The 20527-nt window shown below is 60.1% G+C and carries 17 protein-coding genes; 7 read left to right on the top strand and 10 right to left on the bottom strand.

Features of this window, described 5'->3' with window-relative positions; all coding sequences use genetic code 11:
- Positions 1-48 precede the first annotated feature (48 nt).
- The 7 genes from CLAC_RS07745 to CLAC_RS07775 all read right to left on the bottom strand — a co-directional run bounded on the left by CLAC_RS07745 (position 49) and on the right by CLAC_RS07775 (position 8343).
- Positions 49-1599 (bottom strand): UDP-N-acetylmuramoyl-L-alanyl-D-glutamate--2,6-diaminopimelate ligase, encoded by a 1551-nt coding sequence (locus CLAC_RS07745; protein WP_053412415.1) that lies wholly within the window; start codon positions 1597-1599, stop codon positions 49-51.
- Between the two features lie 110 nt (positions 1600-1709).
- Positions 1710-3662 (bottom strand): peptidoglycan D,D-transpeptidase FtsI family protein, encoded by a 1953-nt coding sequence (locus CLAC_RS07750; RefSeq protein ID WP_082313243.1) that lies wholly within the window; start codon positions 3660-3662, stop codon positions 1710-1712.
- Positions 3663-3955: 293 nt separating this feature from the next.
- On the bottom strand, positions 3956-4711 hold the full coding sequence (ftsL, locus tag CLAC_RS07755; protein WP_053412416.1) for a cell division protein FtsL: 756 nt from the start codon (positions 4709-4711) through the stop codon (positions 3956-3958).
- A 53-nt stretch (positions 4712-4764) separates the two neighbouring features.
- Positions 4765-5805: a 16S rRNA (cytosine(1402)-N(4))-methyltransferase RsmH gene (rsmH, locus tag CLAC_RS07760; protein WP_053412417.1), complete on the bottom strand. Its 1041-nt coding sequence runs from the start codon at positions 5803-5805 to the stop codon at positions 4765-4767.
- 201 nt (positions 5806-6006) lie between these two features.
- On the bottom strand, positions 6007-6438 hold the full coding sequence (mraZ, locus tag CLAC_RS07765) for a division/cell wall cluster transcriptional repressor MraZ (RefSeq protein ID WP_053412418.1): 432 nt from the start codon (positions 6436-6438) through the stop codon (positions 6007-6009).
- A 728-nt stretch (positions 6439-7166) separates the two neighbouring features.
- A complete protein-coding gene (locus CLAC_RS07770; RefSeq protein ID WP_053412419.1) occupies positions 7167-7607 on the bottom strand; it encodes a DUF3040 domain-containing protein in 441 nt (146 codons plus the stop codon).
- A 286-nt stretch (positions 7608-7893) separates the two neighbouring features.
- Entirely contained in the window at positions 7894-8343 is a 450-nt protein-coding gene (locus CLAC_RS07775; RefSeq protein ID WP_053412420.1) for an SAV_6107 family HEPN domain-containing protein, read from the bottom strand.
- Between the two features lie 179 nt (positions 8344-8522).
- Between CLAC_RS07775 and CLAC_RS07780 the strand changes: the two genes are divergently transcribed.
- Positions 8523-9137: a GNAT family N-acetyltransferase gene (locus CLAC_RS07780; protein WP_053412421.1), complete on the top strand. Its 615-nt coding sequence runs from the start codon at positions 8523-8525 to the stop codon at positions 9135-9137.
- Positions 9094-9783 (top strand): LppM family (lipo)protein, encoded by a 690-nt coding sequence (locus tag CLAC_RS07785; protein ID WP_156324803.1) that lies wholly within the window; start codon positions 9094-9096, stop codon positions 9781-9783. The genes CLAC_RS07780 and CLAC_RS07785 overlap by 44 nt, the downstream gene beginning before the upstream one ends.
- A gap of 26 nt (positions 9784-9809) precedes the next feature.
- On the opposite strand, the gene metF is transcribed toward CLAC_RS07785, so the two are convergent.
- Entirely contained in the window at positions 9810-10796 is a 987-nt protein-coding gene (gene metF, locus CLAC_RS07790; RefSeq protein WP_053412422.1) for a methylenetetrahydrofolate reductase [NAD(P)H], read from the bottom strand.
- Positions 10797-10862: 66 nt separating this feature from the next.
- On the opposite strand from metF, the gene CLAC_RS07795 reads away from it, so the two are divergent.
- From CLAC_RS07795 to CLAC_RS07810, 4 genes are read left to right on the top strand one after another with little or no spacing between them, the layout of a single operon-like run.
- On the top strand, positions 10863-11975 hold the full coding sequence (locus CLAC_RS07795) for a polyprenyl synthetase family protein (RefSeq protein ID WP_053412423.1): 1113 nt from the start codon (positions 10863-10865) through the stop codon (positions 11973-11975).
- A gap of 14 nt (positions 11976-11989) precedes the next feature.
- Positions 11990-13660, top strand: coding sequence for a phytoene desaturase family protein (gene crtI / locus CLAC_RS07800; protein ID WP_053412424.1), 1671 nt, complete (start codon positions 11990-11992; stop codon positions 13658-13660).
- Between the two features lie 40 nt (positions 13661-13700).
- Complete coding sequence (locus CLAC_RS07805; protein ID WP_053412425.1) at positions 13701-15242, top strand: alpha-(1->6)-mannopyranosyltransferase A; 1542 nt, start codon at positions 13701-13703, stop codon at positions 15240-15242.
- A complete protein-coding gene (locus CLAC_RS07810) occupies positions 15239-16243 on the top strand; it encodes a phytoene/squalene synthase family protein (RefSeq protein ID WP_245621838.1) in 1005 nt (334 codons plus the stop codon). Before CLAC_RS07805 ends, CLAC_RS07810 begins: the two co-directional genes overlap by 4 nt.
- 35 nt (positions 16244-16278) lie before the next feature.
- Here CLAC_RS07810 and CLAC_RS07815 read toward each other — a convergent pair whose 3' ends face one another.
- A complete protein-coding gene (locus CLAC_RS07815) occupies positions 16279-16644 on the bottom strand; it encodes an Rv2175c family DNA-binding protein (protein WP_342669451.1) in 366 nt (121 codons plus the stop codon).
- A gap of 138 nt (positions 16645-16782) precedes the next feature.
- On the opposite strand from CLAC_RS07815, the gene pknB reads away from it, so the two are divergent.
- Complete coding sequence (gene pknB / locus CLAC_RS07820) at positions 16783-19074, top strand: Stk1 family PASTA domain-containing Ser/Thr kinase (RefSeq protein ID WP_053412427.1); 2292 nt, start codon at positions 16783-16785, stop codon at positions 19072-19074.
- A gap of 30 nt (positions 19075-19104) precedes the next feature.
- On the opposite strand, the gene CLAC_RS07825 is transcribed toward pknB, so the two are convergent.
- Positions 19105-20496: a class II 3-deoxy-7-phosphoheptulonate synthase gene (locus tag CLAC_RS07825; RefSeq protein ID WP_053412428.1), complete on the bottom strand. Its 1392-nt coding sequence runs from the start codon at positions 20494-20496 to the stop codon at positions 19105-19107.
- Between the last annotated feature and the right edge of the window lie 31 nt (positions 20497-20527).

Consider the following 20527-nt stretch of genomic DNA (forward strand, 5'->3'; position numbering starts at 1 on the left):
TGATCAGTAATCCTTGAATTCTTCGTCTTTGTCTTTTTGTGATCGGTTCTACTTGGTCTGTTGCAGATCCCTCAGTGCCTGCCCGAGCTGCTCTCGGTCGTCGAAGGGATGAATAACCCCGCCGATGTCCTGGCCAGTTTCGTGGCCTTTACCAGCGATGACGATGCTATCGCCGGCGCGCGCGACTTCGACCGCTCGCTTGATTGCTGCGCTGCGGTCGCCGATCTCCTCAATAGTGGCGCCCGCATGAGCCTCCGTCGCACCCTGGACAACCGCCCTGCGAATCGTTGCGGGATCCTCGGAACGCGGGTTGTCATCGGTGATAATGACGAAGTCTGCTCCTTCCGCTGCGGCAGCGCCCATGATTGGGCGCTTCGCCCGATCGCGATCACCCCCTGCACCGACAACGGCGATTACGCGTCCGGAAGTTTGGGCGCGAAGAGTCGCGAGCACTTCGCTGACCGCCGCGGGCTTGTGGGCGTAGTCGACGACGGCCAGAAAGTCTTGGCCCTCATCAATCGGTTCCATGCGCCCAGGAACACGCACCTGGCCGAGGCCCTCCTTCGCCTGGTCCGTCGCGTGCCCCACAGCGTCGAGCACAGCCCATGCCACGGCGGCATTTGCCACATTGAAAGCGCCTGGCAGCGGCACCTGCAATTGAGTCGCAGCTCCGCCGTCATCGCTCAACATCACGCGCTGCAGGCCGTTTTGTGCGACCTTCGCCTCGGATGCCGTCCATTTATGGGCGGTAGAAACATCAACGGGACGGGTTCGAGTGCAGTGCTCCGTTTCCACAGTGGAAATCTCGACCGCTGGATCCTGTGCGGCAACGCTCGCCATACGGGCGCCCCAATCGTCATCCACACAGATCACCGCTCGGGGTGCATGGAGTGGGCCGGAGGCGTCGAAAAGCGCGGCCTTAGCCTCGAAGTATTCGTCGAGGGTGTTGTGGAAATCGAGATGGTCCTGGGAGAGATTGAGGAAACAACCGACATTGAATCGGACTCCGTTTACGCGGCCGAGTGACAACGCGTGGGAAGAAACCTCCATGACCACGTGCGTGACTCCCTCAGCGAGCATCTCGTGGAAGAGACGCTGCAACGCCGGAGCCTCGGGAGTCGTCAAGCTGGAGGGAACCTTACGACCATTAATACGCGTACCGGTCGTGCCGATGATGCCCGTGTTACAACCCGCGGCAATCAGCGCCCCCTCAAGGAGATACGTCGTAGTGGTCTTGCCCGAGGTACCAGTGACACCGATGACCGTCAGCGATTCCGAGGGGTGCCCGTGAATCTCTGAGGCGACATGCCCCATGACCTCTCGCACACTGTCAACGACGAGAATCGGCCGCTCATCGCCGGACTGGCGAATAATACCGGCGCCTTCCGCATCAGTTAGCACGGCCACGCCTTTCGACTGAGAGGCGTACTTGGCACCGTGCGTCCGAGTACCGGGTACCGCGGCGAAGATGCCACCCGAGCCAACCTCGGAGGCGTTGAGTTCAATGCCTGCAATCTCCAGCTTTGCTGCCTCATCCTCGGTGATCCCGTCAAGGCGGCCCTGGGATAGGTCGCACAACTTCGCAAGGGTGGCGGTCATTGGCGATGTCCCTCTTTTCAATCGTGTCGGTGGTGTCTTAGCGATTTATTTTTTCGATGCGAAGCCCCGCGCGGTGGGGCGCGCCGAGGCCTGCGCACTTGGTACTCATGCTACGGCTGCAAGAGCAGCTTGCCCTCCCTCGGAGCAGAAAGCGGAACGTTGTAGCGGTTTAGGGCCCACGCCGCGATGTCCTTGAACAGCGGAGCGGCGGACTGTCCGCCTTCCCCGTGCACACCCCGGACCGGTTCGTCGAGCATAATGCCGATGACGAATCGTGGGTCATCGGCGGGCGCAATGCCCGCGAAGGTGATGAAGTACTGGGAATTCGAGTAGGCTCCCGTCTCCGGATCAACCTTCTGTGCTGTACCTGTCTTACCGGTCAAGCGGTAGCCTTCGATGCCATTTCCGGCACCGGTGCCCGACTGCTCACCGGAGTTATCCGACTGCAGGACGGACTCGAACATTGCACGAACTGTGGTCGCCGTTTCGGGGCTTACCACACGTACTGGCTCCGGAACCGGAGCGGCGGTCTTGGTGCCGTCGGAGGCAATCGTCGATCGCACAATCCGCGGTGCAATCCGCTCACCGTCGTTAGCGATGGTCTGGTAGATGCCGGTCATCTGGAGGAGTGTCATGGCCATGCCCTGGCCAATCGGGAGGTTCGCGAAAGTACCACCGGACCATTGCGGGCGCTGCGGCACCAGGCCGGCGGACTCTCCAGGAAGCTCAATGTCGGTGGACTGGCCGAGTCCGAAGAGGTGAAGCATCTCCGCGTATCGATCCTGGCCGAGCCGCTCTGCCAGCATCAGCGTGCCGACGTTAGAGGACTTACCGAAGACACCGGTGGTTGTGAAGGCCTCGGTGTCGTGCTGCCATGCGTCACGCACCGTTACACCTGACATTTCGATGCTGCCAGGTACTTGGAGAACCTCATCCGGAGTGGTGACTCCGTCCTCAATCGCCGCTGCCGCAGTAATAATCTTGGCTACCGACCCTGGCTCAAAGGGATTCGATACGGCCGAGTTGGCGATCGTACGACCTGCCTCAACTTCCTTGCCCATGTCTCGGTTTGGGTTGGCGGTGTCAGCTTGAGCCATCGCCAAAACTTCGCCGGATTTCGCGTCCAGGACTACGGCCGAAGCATCCTTTGCTCCGGAGTTAGCCTTCGCCTGATTCAACTGTTGCTGGACGAAGTACTGCATATCCAGGTCGAGGGTCAATTCGTATGAGGTGCCATCCACAGCGGGGTGCACGTCGCGGGTAGACCCCGGAATCGCTACACCGTTTTGGGCGATGTCAATCTTCTTGCCACCGTTGATACCCTGCAAACGGGAATCGCGCGATGCCTCGAAGCCGAACTGCCCGACACCGTCCATACCAATTTTGCCGATGACGTTCGCACCCGTAGCGCCGTTCGGGTACTGGCGAATATCCTGCCGCTCAGAAACGAGCTCAGGATACTTATCAACAATAGCCGCGGCTTTGTCGGGGTCGACATTGCGGACCAGAACTTCGTAAGAGCTCTCTTCGTCGCGAAGCTTCTTCAGAATTTCGGCGGAGCTGATGCCCTCCGGCTTCTCCTGCACTGACGGCTCCTCCGGAGCCTCAGTCGTCTGTCGGCGCCGCTTATCCCCTGCCTTGTCAGCATCCAAGTCCTTTACACCAATAATCTTTGGCAGGTCTTTTGCAATCTGCTGAGTCCGCTCGTCATAAGCAGGAACCTCATCCGGCCAGAGTTCGTGCTTCTTATCAATGAGCTTGCGTAGGCTGGCAGGGTGAACGGTGATGCTTCGAGCCTCCATGGTGAAGGCCAGCCGAGAGCCGTTCCGGTCCAGGATTGCCCCACGACGGGCAGCATCTACTACTTCCACGGTGCGCTGATTTTGGGCTGCTGCCGACAGATCCGGCCCTACGAGCAGCTGCACCCAAACGAGCCTGAACACCAGAATAAGGACGGCGATAGCGCCGAAGAATTGCAGCCAATTACGACGCCGGATGAAGTCCCCCGGTGAGGTTTTGAGCTGCTCCGAGGTCTTAATACCTCGGCCACGCCCCGCCGACATCCTACTGCCGCCTTGATTCCCACCGGACGAGTCTCGGGGCTGCAACCGATATGCGCGCTCGCCGATGTCACGTCGCCCTCCACGATTAGGAAAATCGTCCTTAGGTCGAGTCATGCGTTAGCGCTTTCTACTTTTCGTTATCGGCGAGCTTCTTGTCATTGAGCTACTGAGAAAACTACCCATTGCCAAACAGGAATCGGCCTGACTGCAGGAAACAGTTTGTTCAATAACTATAGGTAAGCGATTTTACCGCCACTCGCCCCCGGCCCTCGGGATTGACGGGACAGAAAATACTACTGAGCCGGTGCGGGTGCCGGGGCTGGTGCGGGTGCCGGGGCCGGTGCGGGTGCCGGGGCTGGCGCAGGCGCCGGTGCAGGTGCCTGCCGGTTCTGCGGCGCATAAGGCGCGGTTGCAGGAAGTTCCTGCTGTCCCGGTACAGCTTCCTGAATTGCCGGAGCCTGCATTCCCGGGACGTTTTCAGTTTCCCTGGGGTCCGACGACGGCGCGTGAGGGCGCGTCGGAGCCGAACCGTTTACGTCGGTCAGACCCTGTGTCTTCGGGTCTCCGGGTCGAACCTCGTTGACTTTTCCATCCGGATCGACGTTTAGAACTGCCGGCTGCTCGGGATTGATCATCCCATCCGCAATGGCGCGCTGAGCAATTTCACCGGTGGACTGGAGGTATGCGACATCGCGCTCGAGAACCTCGAGGGAGTTACGCAGCTCCGATTCCTTCTCCTGCGCCGCGTTCAGCTCCAATGACTTGGAGGTCGACACTGCGGAAAGAACCATTGCGACGATGATGCCCGCCGCAACCAGCGCGATAATTACTGCCGCGGTAATAGCCTTCCGATGATCCTTTGGCGCAGCAACGATTCGCCTGCCGCGCACCGAAATAACTTGCTTCGATCCGGTCCTACCAAACCTGCGCTGCGAAGGTTCCTGACCTACTCGGCGCCCACGATTAGTCTTAGTACCCACGCCTGCAGTCGTGGCCGGCGCGCGGAACGTCTGCCGTGCCGTGGCATTGTCCGTGATTGTCGTTGCCATGATTGGTGTTCTCCCCGAGTACTTGGTTGCGTGGTTAGTGTTATTTCGGTTGTTTAGACAGGCCGTATTCGCTCGATACAGCGAACTCGTACCGGCGCTGCCCGCGGGTTGTCTTCGATTTCGCTTGCCGACGCCTTTTCAGCGCCCCTGGTAATAAGTGCAAAGCGGGGCTCATGCCCGGGCAGTTCCATCGGCAACCCGGGCGGGGTCGTCGACTTCACACGCTGGGCAAACTCCTTCTTCACGATGCGGTCTTCGAGGCTCTGGTAACTCATAAACACTGCGCGTCCCTGGACTGCAAGTGCACCACAGACAATCGGCAGCACGTTCTCGAGCGCCTCCAGCTCGCGGTTAACCTCTACGCGAAGAGCCTGGAATGTGCGCTTGGCCGGATGCCCGCCGGTGCGCCGAGACGCGGCCGGGATAGCGTCGTAAAGCAGTTCAACGAGTCGACCTGAAGTTGTAAAGGGCGACTTTTCGCGCTCCTTTACAACCGCGGAGGCGATCTTCCCCGCGAAGCGCTCGTCGCCATAGGTAGAGAGGATTCGAGCGATATCGCCGTGGGAGTAGGTATTGAGAATATCGGCCGCGGTAATTCCCTGACTGGAGTCCATGCGCATGTCCAGAGGCGCATCAACACGGTAGGCGAAGCCACGGTCCACCTGGTCTAACTGCATCGATGAGACACCGAGGTCGAACAGAGCACCGGCGAGACCGTGCTCATTGACGCACTCGACAATTCCGGATGCATTCGAAGTCCCGGCTGCAGGCTCGACCGAACCCGCCAGAACGTCATCCAGGGCATCGAATCGGACGCGGAATCCAGCAAATCGATCGCCGAAGCGCTCAAGCCGGTCCTCGGCACCTCGAAGCGCATTTTCATCCCGATCGAGACCAATTACGCGGAGCCCGGGGAAAGTTTCCAGTAGATACTCGGTGTGACCACCAGCGCCCAACGTGCCATCGACGACAACAGCGTCATCCCCCAACGCTTCAATTCCTGCGGCGAGAAGCTCGGTGACCCGATGCAGCAGAACAGGAACATGCCCGAATTCACCGGACTTGCGATCTCCGGTGACTTGAGAATCCGGCATGTTCCCTCCTTGTGCACAGTTGCCTAGATAAAAAAGCGGGGATGCTCACAGGGCCCCGCCCGACGGAACCTGGTATCGGGGAAGTACACCAGGGGACATCGGACGGAGTCCATGCGGACATTCCCTCTTTTAGTTGTCAGACCGGCAGTAACACGCTGCCGGACTGCATTCCCGAACGGAAAACGAATGACGCTTTTCGCCCTAGAGAACACCGAAAAGTGATTCGTCCTCACCTTCGGAGAAGTCGGCTTCATGCTCAGCCTGGTAGGCCTCCCAGGACTCTTTGTCCCAGATCTCCAGAAAATCAATCGATCCGATAACGACGCATTCCTTGGTGAGGTTTGCGTAGCGGCGATGCTCCATGGACAAGGTGATTCGCCCGGATCCATCCGCATTCTGCTCATCAGTGCTGGCTGCGAGATTACGAATGAAAGCACGCGCCTGAGGATTGGTGCGCGATGCCTTCGTCGCCCTCTTCGCCAGCTTGACGAACTCTTCCTTTGGATAAACCGCCAGTGAGTGATCTTGCCCTTTGGTCACCATCAGCCCTTCCGCCAAGCCCTCACGGAACTTCGCGGGAAGCGTCAGGCGCCCCTTGTCATCGAGCTTGGGGGTATAGGTGCCCAGAAACATGCGTCACTGGCCTCCTTCTCCCCGTTTACCGACGACGCGAACCCGCTGAACACCCCTTGCAAATCAGGCTTCCACCGACGAGGCGGAAAACCTCCAAGCAGGGACGCTTAGCGCGACCGAATCAGATATTCATTTCTGCAACATTGGCAACCTGGACCAACATCACGCCCCACTTTACCCCACAATCCCCCACTCTCGATAGTTCTACGCCAATATATCCCCAGCAGAAGCCGTCCAATTCAGCCCAAAAGAGTGATAATCAGTGCTTCGACCTGGGTTTTTAAACAATTAATAAATTTCTGGCGACAGTGGGTGACTTGCCCGCACTTCACCCTACACCTAATCACATCTGCCACTCCCGCACCACGGTTAACACTACCCCGCCTACTTTTACGCGCCAACCTCCCACCTCCCTAGCTTTGCGCCCACACCCCTATAACCAGCATTTTTCTCTAATTTTTCACGAAGAGCCACGGCGGTGCCGCCCCAAAAATCGCCGCACGAACACCAATGTGGGGCAAAGTGGGGAATCAGCGTGGGGCAAAGTGGGCGAATCGACAATGACACCCCACTGCACCCCACTGCCCACTCCGACCAGTCCGCCATTGAGCGAGCCTCTCCCCCGGAACCCTCGAACCGCTCCCTGGCAAAACAAAAAGCCCCCGCGCCTAATCGCGCAGGGACTCCATGCAGTGGACTGTTTAGTTTTTGGCAGGCCGAACGCCGCCTTAGCGACCTTCGAATCGACCCCGGAACCGGGACTCTAAACTAGAGCCACCCGAAGACTTCGGACTCCTCGTCTTTCGGGAGTTGCCAAACCTTTCACGATCCCCACCAGCCGACCGCGAAAAACTCAGGCTGTTAGCACCCGTTCCGCCACCATGACCAGTCAGCGCCCAGACCCCGGCGCCGAACATCAGCACGAAACCGGCGACGGAAAGTGCGATAAACCAAGCGCTGACAGTAAACAGGGCAACCCCGCCGAGAAGCATAAGCAACCCCAGCAAAATCAGGGCAATTACCTGGAGAGAAAAACCACGGCTTGCCCCCTCATCCTCTTCCAAAGAAAAAGCACGGCCAGACATAGCCGAACCAAACTTTGGATCCTCAGCGTAGAGCGCAGATTCAATTTCATCGAGCATCCGCTGTTCCTGCTCAGATAGTCCCACGATTCCTCCATCGCCAATTCAAGGGGCATACCTTGACCTCTCACTCTAGCGCCCGATGGCCAGCCCAAGCTTTAGCGCTGCAAAACACGGGGACGGTAGCGAGAAGAATCAAGCAATCTCACCCAAATAACGGATGACCTACCCCAATTGTTCCACGCAGGGAGCTACCACCCTATTTCCACAGCAAAACTCATAACCATGACACCACCAAAACAGGGGTCAAACAGCATAAACACCGCTAGGACAAACCCCCGTTTCGACCACTGCGATTACTACACACGAACCACTATGCTGCCGCAGGGAGAATTCCTAGGTCCGCCTCCACAACGTCGAGAAACTCGTCAACCAGCCCCATTAGCTCCCGAGACTTCCGAGCATCAATACGCCGCACCAACCCGAGGCGCACTTCATTACGAAGCTGCGAGTAGGACTGAAAGCGCGCAACCCACTCCGAATATTCAGCTCGAGAGACTTTGAGGTTCTCCCAGGCGCTCTGAGAACGACGCCGACGACGCTTACTAGATTGGCCTTCAGACATATTTAAAATGGCACCCGCCCCGCGCAATGCAGCACGATAAGCCAGCTCCAGCTGTTCATCCGGCTCCGCCTGCGCCGCCATAGCAGCGAGCCCTCGAGCACGCGTAAACAAATCCAGCGACTGCCGAGAGACACCCCCAGGTACGACAATTCCCCCACGAGCCGCAGCCCTAAAATCAACCACATTCGGAGTTGCCATCTCTACAGCCCTCCTACTTCTGCCTCACCGCTTGGATGCCGACACGCTATCCCCCCGACCGGATTCCACCCCAAGTAAATTCGAACATATATTCGATTCCTTTAGTTGTTTTAGCCAACGCATGAATACGCCAACATAAAGCAGCTAGGCTTAGAGCCGTGATTTACAGTGTTGTGCCAATGTCGGAGGCTGATTTTGAGCTCCGCCTCGAAGAGGCAGTTTCGCTGTACATCACTGCGATGAAATACAATCCGGCGATTTTCTCGGGACGCCTAACAGAATGGGCGAAGCAACCCCTGCTCCCCGGGTTTACCGCTGTAGGTGCCATCGCGCACCCAGAAGGCGTATCCCCCAGCGAGGCCCTGGACGACCCGCGGTATCCGCTGATTGGCATCGGATATTGCCGAACTGGACGCGACACCTATTGGTGGCACCGCCAAGTTCGCGCCGGGATGGCATCGTCCGGGTGGCCGCTTCGAACTATCAGTACGCTTTTGGGAAACTACGCGGAGCTCTCGGAAATTCACATTCATCCCGACTACCAGGGCAAGGGCGTCGGAAAGCGGTTACTGCGGGAACTCATCTCCGGCAGAGAAGAGGCGGTGGTGCTGCTCTCGACGCCTGAGTTCCCAAACGAAGCGAACCGAGCATGGCGCCTCTACCGACAATTTGGATTCGTCGATGTTCTGCGAAATTTCCATTTCAACGGCGATTCCCGCCCCTTTGCAGTGTTAGGAGTAAAGGTTCCTCATGACAGCGTCACCGGCGCCGCAGACGGCAACAGCGCGGAATAAGACTTGGCCGACATTCTCGCGCCTTCGCAGGCTTGCAGCCTTCGGGTCGCTGGCCGCAGTCCTGCCCCTCACCGGATGCTTCGAAGCGCAGGCCGGGATGACAATTACCGGAGACGACCGAGTCAACGGTGCCGTCAGAATCACCCCGAACGAATCAGCCCGCTCCCAGTTCAGTGACTGGCAAGCTCCCGAAGAGCTCCGCGATCGTGTCACCACTAATGTGCTCGACAGCCAGACGGGGCGCATGGAAGTCTCCTTCGCCGATCTACGCTTCAGCGAGGTCACCGACACCCTGAGCACGCTTTCCGACGACACCATTGCCATCGAAATCGCCCGCACCGGCGGCGACCAAATTTCCATCAACGGAAGCGTGGATCTCAGCCACGTGCCGGACTCGAATATCGACCTGCTCGTAAATTTCCCCGAGGAAGTTACTAACTCTAACGGCCGCTCCAGTGCACCGAACAAGGTTGAGTGGCAATTCAACGCCGGAGAAAAACACTCGGTGTGGGCATCCTCACCTGCGGGTTCAACCAAGCGCAATGAGTTCCTGATCTACGCTGCAGCCGCCGCGGCAATCGGCATTCTCGCCTCTATCTTGGGCGTGCTGTGGGCACGCCGAATCAGGGATATGCAGGACTTTTAGCCCCCTCCCCCGTTGTGTGGGAGGGATTAAAAGCCGCCCCTAAGCATGTCCTGTCCTGTGCCCCACGCTGGGGCCATACCCAGGTTATGCAGCACCTCCTGCGAAGCCCGGGCAAAGTTCATAGTCATAAAGTGCAGGCCGGGGACACCTTCGGAGATAAGCCTCTCGGCCATTTGCGTAGAAATCTCGATTCCGACCTTGCGGATTTCGTCTTTGTTTGCCTGCTCGTCCCCTGCAGCGGCTGCAATGAGGCGCTCCTCCAGGCCTGCGGGCAACTTGGCACCGGAAAGCTCCACCTGCTTGCGAACCGATCGCAGTGAGGTAATCGGCATTAGGCCGGGGATAATCGGCTTTTGCCCATGCTCAGAGTCTGCGGCGGCGAGCCTGTCGCGAAGTTTCAGATAGTGCTCCACATCGAAGAACATCTGCGTAATCGAGTACTCGGCACCAGCGCGCAGTTTCGTCAGAGTGTACTTCGTATCGTGCTCTAGATCGGGCGAACGGTAGTGGCCCTCCGGGAACGAGGCGATTCCTATTTCGAACTTGGCGAATTCCGGTTCCGAACGGATTAATTCAATCAGTTCGCTGGCGTAGCGCAGCCCGCCCTCAGTCTGTACCCAGGGGCCGAGCGGCTCTCCGGGTGGGTCTCCCCGCAGAACGAGAAGATTGGTAAGGCCTCTGTCGAGATAAGAGCGCAGGATTTCGCGGAGCTCATCCACGGTGTGCTCTACCAGGGTTAGGTGAACTAGCGTCGTCAATGGTTGGCGGGAAACTCGCTGCGCGATGCGCAGAGTGCGGTTTCGACTGGAGCCGCCGGCCCCATAGGTTACTGATGCGAACGAAGCCCCAAGGTCGTGGAACGCCTCGGCAGCCCGAAGAAGGCGCTGTTCAGCTGCGTCGTCACGGGGAGGCATAAATTCGACAGAAAAGGGAATACTGCCAGCGCTTGGCATGGAAAGGGCCTGTCGAATTGTTACCTGGCGGCCGGGAGTCGGAGGCATCGTAGAGGACATAGTCAAACAGTTTAAGTGGTGGCCTATCCTTAAGTGAGCATTACCCGTCACGCACGAGAGGCCGACATGAGCGATACTGACCACCTGGCGCAGATAAGTCCCCGGGAAGTGCCGGCGGCCGTGACGGAAACTCTGAGGGGTTACTTCGCCGGTAGAAGGGGCGAATCGGAGAATATCGACGCCGTATTCGGAGACATCGTCGATTCGCTGGAATCTTTCGTGCTCAACGGCGGAAAGCGCGTTCGACCGGCCTTTGCATGGCAGGGCTGGCTCGGGGCGGGAGGCGCAGAGGCAACCTCCTCAGACAGGGAGGACCCGGCTGCTGTACTTACCGCAGTCAGCTCGCTGGAGTTAATCCAAGCCTGCGCCCTAATTCATGACGACATTATTGATGATGCCGATACCCGCCGTGGATTCCCCACCATTCATAAGGTCTACGAAGCTAAACACAGGGAAAACGGATGGAGGGGCTCCGCACCTCGCTACGGTGTCTCAACCGCGATCTTGGCGGGAGACGTGGCCCTAGCCTGGGCTGACGATATGCTGCACAGCTCCGGGCTGTCACGGGATGCCATCGCTCGTGCGCTAGTACCCTGGCGGGCCATGCGCACAGAAGTTCTAGGCGGACAGCTGCTCGACATTACGGCCGAGGCCAGCAGCGACGGCCGTGTGGAAACAGCGCAGAAGGTCAATCTGTACAAAACCGCTGCGTACACGATTGAGCGACCGCTGCACATCGGGGCCGCGATTGCCGGGGCGCCAGACAAGCTAATCGCCGCCTACCGCAGTTTCGGTCGGGATATCGGCGTGGCGTTTCAGCTCCGCGATGACCAGCTCGGAGTCTTCGGAGACCCGGCGGTTACGGGCAAGCCGGCTGGCGACGATCTCCGCGAAGGAAAGCGCACCGTCCTGGTCGGCACCGCACTGCAGATCTTCAACGGTTCTGACCCGAAAAAGGCGCAGATTATCGACGAAAACCTGGGCAATGTCAGCAGCCCCGAGGACATCGATCGTCTCCGCGAGCTCATCGCTGAATCGGGCGCGGCAGACGAAGTCGAAAGGGAGATCGACCGTCTGACGGAACGGGCGTTTAAGTCTCTCGAAAAGGCCGACCTTCCTGAGGCCAATCGCGAGAATCTCATCGCGATGGGTATCCGCGCAACCACCCGACAGAGCTAGGCCACGACGCCAAAATGATTAAGCAGAATCGCCCGCGACAGGCTACGCTGCCGCCGTCGGAAAGCGGCGCGAGCCGACCGCATGTAGTGATTGTCGGCGCAGGGCTATCCGGCTTGACAGCCGGGCTGTACGCTACCGCGGCGGGTTATCGAGTCACCGTGGTTGAGCGCGAGCACTTCATCGGAGGTCGCTGCGCTACTGAGACCGTGAGCACCCAGCTCACCGACGGCCCCGTGAGCGCAAGATTCGACACGGGGGCGACCGTGTGGACCATGCCGGGCCTAGTCGAAGAGGCTGTCGCGGCCGTTGGACTGAGCATCAACGATATTGATGAGTCCTTCCACGCGCTGCCCGTCACGCCGTCCTACCACGCACAATTTGCCGATTGCGGCGGGCTCGACGTCTTCTCGGAGGAAAGCGCAATGGCCGCGGAGCTCCGCCGCTTTGGCGCCTCGGAGCGAACCGTCCGCGGCTATTCCAAGCTGCGGGTGTGGTTCAAGGGGCTTTTCGATGCCTCATTCGCCAACTTCATGTCCCGCAGTTTCGACCGTGTCACTGATCTAATCACCGGGCCCGGCGCGCTGAGCGACCTGGTCAAGCTAATGAAGCTCGGGGCGTTCGGTCCCCTCGAGCGGAAGGTGCACGATTTCCTGGACGATAGCGAGCTGACCCGCGTGTTTAGTTTTCAGGCTCTGTACGCGGGAGTGGCTCCGGCGAAGGCACGCGCGGTCTACGGCTGCATTTCGCATATGGACACCTCACTCGGGGTGTTCGTGCCACGCTCTGAGCGCTTCGGCAACGAGATGGGCGCGGTCGCCAGGATTCTCGCCGAAGCCCTCACCAGGGCAGGCGGGTCTATTGTGCTGGGAACCCGGGTTATGGGGCTTAGGCTTAACGACGAAGGCCTGGTCTCCGCCGTCCAGGTAGACCGTGGTGTCGAAGCCGGCGATGATGCGACCGGCGCTCTGGAGGATATTGCCGCGCAGGCTGTGATTTGTACGCCGGACCTGCCAGTTGTGCAGGGCTGGATGAATGAAGCGGGCAGACAGCAGAAGAGGCGTTTGATCCCTCTGCGTTTCTCCCCGTCCGCGGTAGTGGCGCATGGGCTTGTCCCTACTGACATCGCGGCAGGATGGCCGCGACGTCACCACCTGATTTCTTTCGGGCATGAGTGGGACAAGACGTTCCGTGAGATTTCTTCCCCGTCCGGAGGGGCAATCATGTCGGATCCGTCGCTACTGGTGACGCGCCCGGCTGTGACCTCGCCCGAGCGCGTCGTACAGGATAGCTCCGGACGCGAGTTCGAGCCGGTCAGCGTGCTGGCCCCCTGCCCCAACCTGGATTCCGCCGCCGTCGATTGGGACGCTGTGAAAGACGCGTACGTCATGGAGCTGGCAAGTGTGCTCGAAGAACGAGGATTTTTCGGAATCTCCGAGCATTGGAAAGTCGGGCGCATCGACTCTCCAAACGACTGGCTACGGCGAGGAATGGGGGCCGGCTCCCCGTTCGGTCTGGCTCATCTCTTCCGCCAGACGGGTCCCTTTAGGCCGCGGAACTTCTCCCCTGCTATGCCGGGCAACGTGATACTCGCTGGCTCGACTACCGTTCCCGGAGTTGGCGTGCCCACCGTGATGATTTCGGGCAGGCTAGCCGCCGAGCGGTTGGGGCCGTTGGCGAGCCATTAGAATCAAGATAACTGACTACATCGACGATTTTTAGGTTGACATGAAAATTTCTCGGAGCGCGCTGATCGGCGTTGCTGGTACCGCGCTGATTGCGGTGGGTTCCTACGGTGGTGGCTCGACCCGGTACCGCGGGGGCGTCGTCAGCGCTCTGGGGTTGGATTGGATCACCTACGGTCACGGGTTTTTCCTGTTCGAGTCGATAATTTGGATCGGCATCGTCCTGCTGGTTACCTCGTGGCTGCAAATCGGTCGAAAGCAGGTTTTCGCTGAAGGCGTTGCCGGGCCGAAGGACTCCGAGGGCGCTTTGAAAACGCTCAACCGCGTCCTCCTGACCTGGTTGATTCCGCTTTCCTTAGCGGGCCCGGTGTTTTCTCGCGATGTCTATTCCTACCTAATGCAAGGCGCAATGGTTCGGGATGGCTTCGATCCCTACACCGAGGGCGCGGCAGTCAACCCCGGCCCGATGCTGCTGGAAGTCTCCGCCGACTGGCGCAATACGACGACGCCCTACGGCCCGCTACACCTGGGAATTGGCGAAGCAATTACGTCTGCTGTGGGTGACAACATCACAGTCGGAGTCATCGCCTATCGCATCCTGTGTCTGCTAGGTTTCGCGGCGATTGCCTGGTCGATTCCGAAGATTGCGCGAGCTTTGGGCGCGAATGTTGCGCTGGCACAATGGCTCGGCGTGCTCAATCCACTGGTTCTACTGCATCTCATAGCGGGCCTGCACAACGAGGCCCTGATGGTGGGCATTGTCAGCCTCGCTTTAGTCGCGGCCCTCGAGATGGAGCGGTACGCAGGTGGTGCCGTTGCTGCCATCGCAATCGGCATTGGCGTCGCACTGAAGGCGACGGCGGTTCTGGCGCTTCCGTTCGTTGTCTGGATCGTGCTGACCCGTCGTGAGCCGCTGTCCCGTTTCCGCTCCGCGGTCCGACGGCTTCCGGCGCTGTTTGCGGTGGGCATTGCGCTGTCTGTCATCATGGTCGCAACCCTCGCCGCCGTGACCTGGCTGGTGGAGTCCTCGTGGGGCTGGATTTCGGAAATCAGCGGCAATACCAAGGTGATTAATCCTCTCGCTGCCCCCTCTGCAGTCGCTGGCGTCATCGCCGCGGTGATGGGGTGGGTTAATGACGATGTCACATTCAACATCATCGTCAGTTACACGCGGCGCGTCTCGACTGTGATTATGCTGCTCGGTCTGGTCGCGAGCTGGCTGTACTTCCGAGTGACCCCACGTAGCAACGTCGCGGGTATGATTGCGGCTTACGTCGTGGCCTGCGTGTTTAACGCGGTGGCTCTGCCCTGGTACTACGCCAGCCTGCTGACTCCGATGGGAACGGTCCGCCCGCCGCGGTGGCTCGTCCAGGCTACAGTCCTGTTCACTTTCATCCTGACGCTATCCTTCGCCGGTGGCGGCAATCACCGCTTTTACGACGCGCCGTGGATGATTATCGTTACCGTCGCCGGATGGCTCGCCACCGGGTGGCTGGTCAATGGGCGCGTTTCGTGGCGTTACTCCTGGCGCGATGAGTCCGCTGCGAAGGAATCTCGCCAGCTGCAGGGAGTGTCACACAGGTGACACCAATCTCCTCCTCTCCGAGCTCCGCGGGTCTCGCCACTTCTCGCGATTTCGCGCTCTGCCGGGGCATCACAGAGACTCATGGGCATACCTACGCCCTGGCCACGAAGATCCTCGATTTTCGTCAGCGCCGCGCTGTGTGGGCGCTCTACGCCTGGGCTCGAATCGTCGATGATTACGTTGATTGCACCGAACACAGCGGTTGTCGCGCCGACCAAGTCGAAGAAACGGTACGCGGCCTGTCGCGCTGTCTCCAGGAGACGATTACCGCAGGCAGGCTCGTCGATTCCTCGCTTCCCGACGTCAGCAGGCCCCGGGACCTCGCTGTCATTTCAGCGGCTGCACAGACTTTTATAGATTTTGATATTGCGCCGACACTGGCCGAAGACTTTGTCGTTTCGATGCTTATGGACGTACCGGATTCGACTGGGCACATTGCTCACTTCAACACGTGGGAGCAGCTCGAGGGCTACATGTGGGGTTCGGCTGCAGTCATCGGGCTGGAGATGATGCCGATCTTGGGCACCCGCGAAGGTGTTGCCCGCGCGGAGGCCGAACCGTTTGCCGCGGACCTAGGACGGGCCTTCCAGCTCACGAATTTCCTGCGCGACATTGCCGAGGACCTCGAGCGAGGCCGAATCTACATTCCCCTGCAGGAGTGGTCGGCTTTCGGCGTGGAGCCGGACGAACTGTACTACTGTGCGGCCGAAAAACGAGCCACTCGACGGGTTAGGCGTGCGCTCGCTTTTGCCATCGCGCGCAACCGCGCCATCTACCGGGCTGCAGAGCCGGGGATTGGCATGCTCGCTTCGCCCGGCCGTCAAGCCATTCGCGCCGCATTCGTTCTGTACTCGGACATTCTCACCGAGATTGAGCGCGCGGATTACAACGTCTTCGGCGGGCGAGCCCGGGTAGGCACGACGCGCCGCGTTTCAGTGGCTCTCCCCCTTGCGGCCGCCGGGCTACTCGCGAGCTTTAACAAGCAGGGGCCACGCGAGTAGCCTGAGCCGTTTCTAAACAGCCGTTTCAGCACCCCTTAGAGGGCCATTGCCTGGGCGCGACGCATCACTTCGCGTGCCAGGTGCCCATGGAGAGCATCGACTGGTCGGCCCGGCAGGGATTCATCCTCTGCGAATAGCCATTCCAGGGTTTCTTCCTTGCTGTAGCCGCCGTCGGCAAGCAGGGCAAGAACTCCGGGGACGAAGCGGGCGACTTCGTCACCTTCGAAAAAGCGCTCGGGTACCTGCGGGATATCGTCGCGCAGTACCGCGATTAGCTTTCCTTCCTGCAGCAGCGCGTGGACGCGGGTGACGGCAACGCCAATCCGCTCGGCGGCATCTGGGATGTTCATGGTTGGCTCGTCGGGCTCAAGGACATCGGAGCACGTAGGAATTTTTCTCACATCGACTAACTTTAGCGTCTCGCCGCGGTGCGAAGCTTCTTCGGTCCGGTAGTCCCCATATACTTGGTGACGCAATTGCCGCCGGCCTTTTCTACCAAGGGCGGAGGCTGCGGAAGAAGGAAAGGTGAGGGCAAGTTCATGGCGCAGATTCTCGAGGGTGATGTTCTCGATGAGCGCTATCTGATTGGAGCGGCAATCGCGCGTGGCGGGATGAGCACGGTGTATCGTGCCACGGATCTCAGGCTGGACCGCCCAGTGGCCGCCAAGGTCATGGACCCGCGCTATGTCGATGACGCTTCGTTCCGCACTCGCTTCGAACGCGAGGCGCGGGCTGTTGCTCATCTCAACGACGAGTCTCTGGTCAATGTTTATGACCAAGGCACGGACCGTGCGGGACATGTATTCCTCATTATGGAGTTGGTGGATGGCGGGACGCTGCGCGAATTGCTGCGAGAGCGCGGGCCTATGCCGCCTCACGCTGCGGCAGCGGTCATGCGCTCTGTCCTGAAGGCCCTATCTGTGGCCCATTCCCGGAACATGGTCCACCGCGATGTTAAGCCCGAAAATGTCCTGATTTCGTCGACCGGCAAGGTCAAGCTCGCCGACTTTGGCCTGGTCCGCGCCGCCGCCGATGCCAAGATCACGTCTAACTCAGTCATCGTCGGTACTGTCGCCTATCTCTCCCCGGAGCAGGTGACCGGCCACTCGATTACGCCCGCCTCCGACGTCTACTCCGCCGGAGTGCTCCTCTTTGAGCTGCTCACAGGCTCCACGCCGTTTAATGCCGACTCCTCCCTCGGGGTCGCTATGAAGCGTCTGAGCGAAGACGTTCCCCCGCCCTCCGAGCTTATCGACGGTGTGCCGGCCGAATTCGATGAACTGGTAGCGGTGGCGTGCATGCGCAATCCGGCTGAAAGATTCGCTGATGCCGCCGAATTCGCCGAGGCCCTCGACGATATTGCTGTGCGGCTGGCCCTGCCTCCCTTCCGGGTTCCCGCCCCGACGGACTCTGCAGCCGGTCGGGCCGCGACGCAGGATGAGACCTGGGCGGCCTCCTCCGGCAGGCCGAACAGCTGGAAGGAAACAGCCGCATATCCACAGGATGATTTTGGAGGTCCCCAGCGGGACCGGACTGGACAATTCCCGGCAGATGACTCGCCGACGACGTTTGCGCAACCGACCGGCGCTGTAATCCCACCGACTACGCCCGTCCCCGGCCCCGAGCAAACTCAGCCAGAGCTCGGCGGGTACCGAGACCGAGCGCCAGAGGTACCGCCCCATGCCCCAGAGGTGCAGGCACCCGGGAGGAACAGGATTGAACCTCGAAGTGCTGCCAAATCCACGCCGCCAGGGCGCCAGCGCACCCGACGAGGATGCGCGCTGTGGATCGTCATCGCGCTGCTGGCGACGCTTGGTATGGGGCTCGGCTCGTGGTGGCTCGGCTCTGGCCGGTACGGAGAGGTTCCCTCCATTACTGGGCTATCTCAGCCACAGGCTATGTCCGCGATAACCGATGCGGGCTTTGAGCCGGTAGTCGACCGTCGCTATCACAATTCCGTAGCGGCTTCCCAGGTAATTGGAACCGAGCCTGTCGCGGGGCAGCAGGCGGTACGTGGAGATGATGTCAAGGTTCTGGTAAGCCTCGGCCGTCCTACGGTCCCGCCCTACCCCGCCAATCATTCCCCGCAGGCGTTTAGTGCTGCGCTGGCGGACCGAACCCTGCAGGAGAAAGTCGGCTCCCCCGTTTACTCCGACGATGTAGAGACGGGAGGCCTAGTCAAGTCCGACCCGTCGCCCGGAGTTTCCGTCGATGTGGGCACCGCTGTGACCGTGCATTACTCCAAGGGAAAGGCGCCGGTTCAGGTTCCGGACGTTATTGGGATGAGCGAGGACGCGGCCCGTAAGCGATTGGAATCCGCGGGGCTGGTGGTCGCGGACGTCAAGAAAGTATTCTCTCGCGATGCAAAGCCGGACGAAGTGCTCGACGTGTCTCCCGGTGCTGGTTCCGGCCTCATAAAGGGCAGCAGCGTGACTCTTCAGGTCAACAATGGCATCGAGATTCCGCACGTCGTCGGCCGGAAGCAGGACGATGCCCTGCGTGCGCTGGCCAAGGTGGGAATCAATCAGGTTGAAATCCGCGACGCGGGCCGGTCCTCGCGCCCGAACGGTCGGGTCGAATCAGTCTCTCCGAAGGAGGGGGAGCTGATAGATCCCGACAATCCGGCCGCAGTGGTCTACGTTTCGCGCAGAACCGAGGTTCCTAGCCTGCTCGGCCGGACAATTGAGAAAGCTCGGGAAGCCGCCGAGAAAGCTGGTCTCGAGCTACGAGTCGACGGAAACGCCGCTGACGGCGACCGTATTTTTTGGCAGTCCCCCCGGCCCGGCGCGGATGCCCGAGCCGGGGATACCGTCACGGTTAAGGGCTTCTAGGCGCCTAGCCCTTGCGTCCCCACCGGAGTTCTAATTACGCAGCATCTCTGCGACGAGGAACGCCAGCTCCAGCGACTGCTGGGTGTTCAGGCGCGGATCGCAAGCGGATGCGTAGCGACCCGGCAAATCGACATCGGAGATGTCCTGGGCTCCGCCGAGGCACTCGGTAACATCCTCGCCCGTGAGCTCGATGTGCATGCCGCCCGGGTGGGAACCGATTGCACGGTGCACCTCGAAGAAGCCCTGGACCTCGTCGACGATGCGATCGAAGTGGCGGGTCTTGTATCCGTTGGAGGCGCTGTAGGTATTGCCGTGCATCGGGTCGCACTGCCAAATGACCTTGTGGCCGGAAGCCTCGACGGCCTCGACGATAGGAGGAAGTACCGAGCGAACCTTGTCGTTGCCCAGGCGAGAAGTCAGTGTCAGACGACCCGGCTGGTAGAACGGATCTAGCTTGTCCGCATATGCGACGGCTTCCTCCGGAGTAGTGGTCGGGCCGATCTTCACGCCGACCGGGTTACCAATCATGGCAGCCAGGTTGATGTGGAAGTCTTCCATGCCACGGGTACGCTCGCCAATCCATAGCTGGTGCGCAGACAGGCTGAACAGCTCCGGGTTGTCGCCTCCCTGCTCTTCTGAAAGACGCAGCATCGCGCGCTCGTAGTCGACGACCAGGGCCTCGTGCGAGGAGTAAATCTGCGCTGTCTGCAGGTTGGTATCCGAAACTCCACACGCAGCCATGAACCGCAGTGCGTGGTCGATCTCTCGAGCCAGGTCCTCGTATCTCGCTCCCGCCGGGGAGTTGGTAACGAATTCACGATTCCACTCGTGGAGTCGGTGCAGGTCAGCGGTTCCCGAAGAGGTCAGCGCACGAACCAGGTTCATCGCAGCCGACGCATTGGCGTAAGCGCGGACCATACGAGCCGGATCGTGGACACGGGCCTCTTCAGTGGGCTCGACACCATTGACCATGTCGCCACGGTAACTAAGCAGGCCATCGCCGTCGATGTCCTTGGACCTCGGCTTCGCGTACTGCCCGGCGATACGGGCCATCTTGACGACCGGGGTCGAAGCGCCGTAGGTCAAGACAACAGCCATCTGCAGCAGAGTCTTGACGTTTGCACGGATGTGCGGCTCGGTGTTCGACTCGAAAGTCTCCGCGCAGTCACCGCCCTGGAGCAGGAACGCCTTGCCATTGGCGACGTCGGCAAGCTCCTGGCGGAGCTTACGAACCTCCGGCGCCACGACAATCGGAGGCACAGACTCCAAGATTCGGCGCACATTTGCCGCAGCTCGCGGGTCCCAGCTCGGCTGCTGGAGGGCAGGACGCGAAACTACGTCCTCAAAGCGCTTCGCCATCTCACCCGGAAGCGGCGGCAAGTCTGGGAGGTCATCTACAGGGAGGTCAATTGTCCAACTCACAAGTAGTTATTGTAACCACAAGCCCCCACTG

Origin of the sequence: Corynebacterium lactis RW2-5, assembly GCF_001274895.1 — a bacterium.
Classification (GTDB): domain Bacteria; phylum Actinomycetota; class Actinomycetes; order Mycobacteriales; family Mycobacteriaceae; genus Corynebacterium; species Corynebacterium lactis.

Excerpts from the sequence above, each read along its gene's own strand:
- CLAC_RS07745 (WP_053412415.1), bottom strand. The coding sequence starts at position 1,599 with ATGACCGCCACCCTTGCGAAGTTGTGCGACCTATCCCAGGGCCGCCTT.
- CLAC_RS07750 (WP_082313243.1), bottom strand. The coding sequence starts at position 3,662 with ATGTCGGCGGGGCGTGGCCGAGGTATTAAGACCTCGGAGCAGCTCAAA.
- ftsL (WP_053412416.1), bottom strand. The coding sequence starts at position 4,711 with ATGGCAACGACAATCACGGACAATGCCACGGCACGGCAGACGTTCCGC.
- rsmH (WP_053412417.1), bottom strand. The coding sequence starts at position 5,805 with ATGCCGGATTCTCAAGTCACCGGAGATCGCAAGTCCGGTGAATTCGGG.
- mraZ (WP_053412418.1), bottom strand. The coding sequence starts at position 6,438 with ATGTTTCTGGGCACCTATACCCCCAAGCTCGATGACAAGGGGCGCCTG.
- CLAC_RS07775 (WP_053412420.1), bottom strand. The coding sequence starts at position 8,343 with ATGGCAACTCCGAATGTGGTTGATTTTAGGGCTGCGGCTCGTGGGGGA.
- CLAC_RS07780 (WP_053412421.1), top strand. The coding sequence starts at position 8,523 with ATGTCGGAGGCTGATTTTGAGCTCCGCCTCGAAGAGGCAGTTTCGCTG.
- CLAC_RS07785 (WP_156324803.1), top strand. The coding sequence starts at position 9,094 with ATGACAGCGTCACCGGCGCCGCAGACGGCAACAGCGCGGAATAAGACT.
- metF (WP_053412422.1), bottom strand. The coding sequence starts at position 10,796 with ATGTCCTCTACGATGCCTCCGACTCCCGGCCGCCAGGTAACAATTCGA.
- CLAC_RS07795 (WP_053412423.1), top strand. The coding sequence starts at position 10,863 with ATGAGCGATACTGACCACCTGGCGCAGATAAGTCCCCGGGAAGTGCCG.
- crtI (WP_053412424.1), top strand. The coding sequence starts at position 11,990 with ATGATTAAGCAGAATCGCCCGCGACAGGCTACGCTGCCGCCGTCGGAA.
- CLAC_RS07805 (WP_053412425.1), top strand. The coding sequence starts at position 13,701 with ATGAAAATTTCTCGGAGCGCGCTGATCGGCGTTGCTGGTACCGCGCTG.
- pknB (WP_053412427.1), top strand. The coding sequence starts at position 16,783 with ATGGCGCAGATTCTCGAGGGTGATGTTCTCGATGAGCGCTATCTGATT.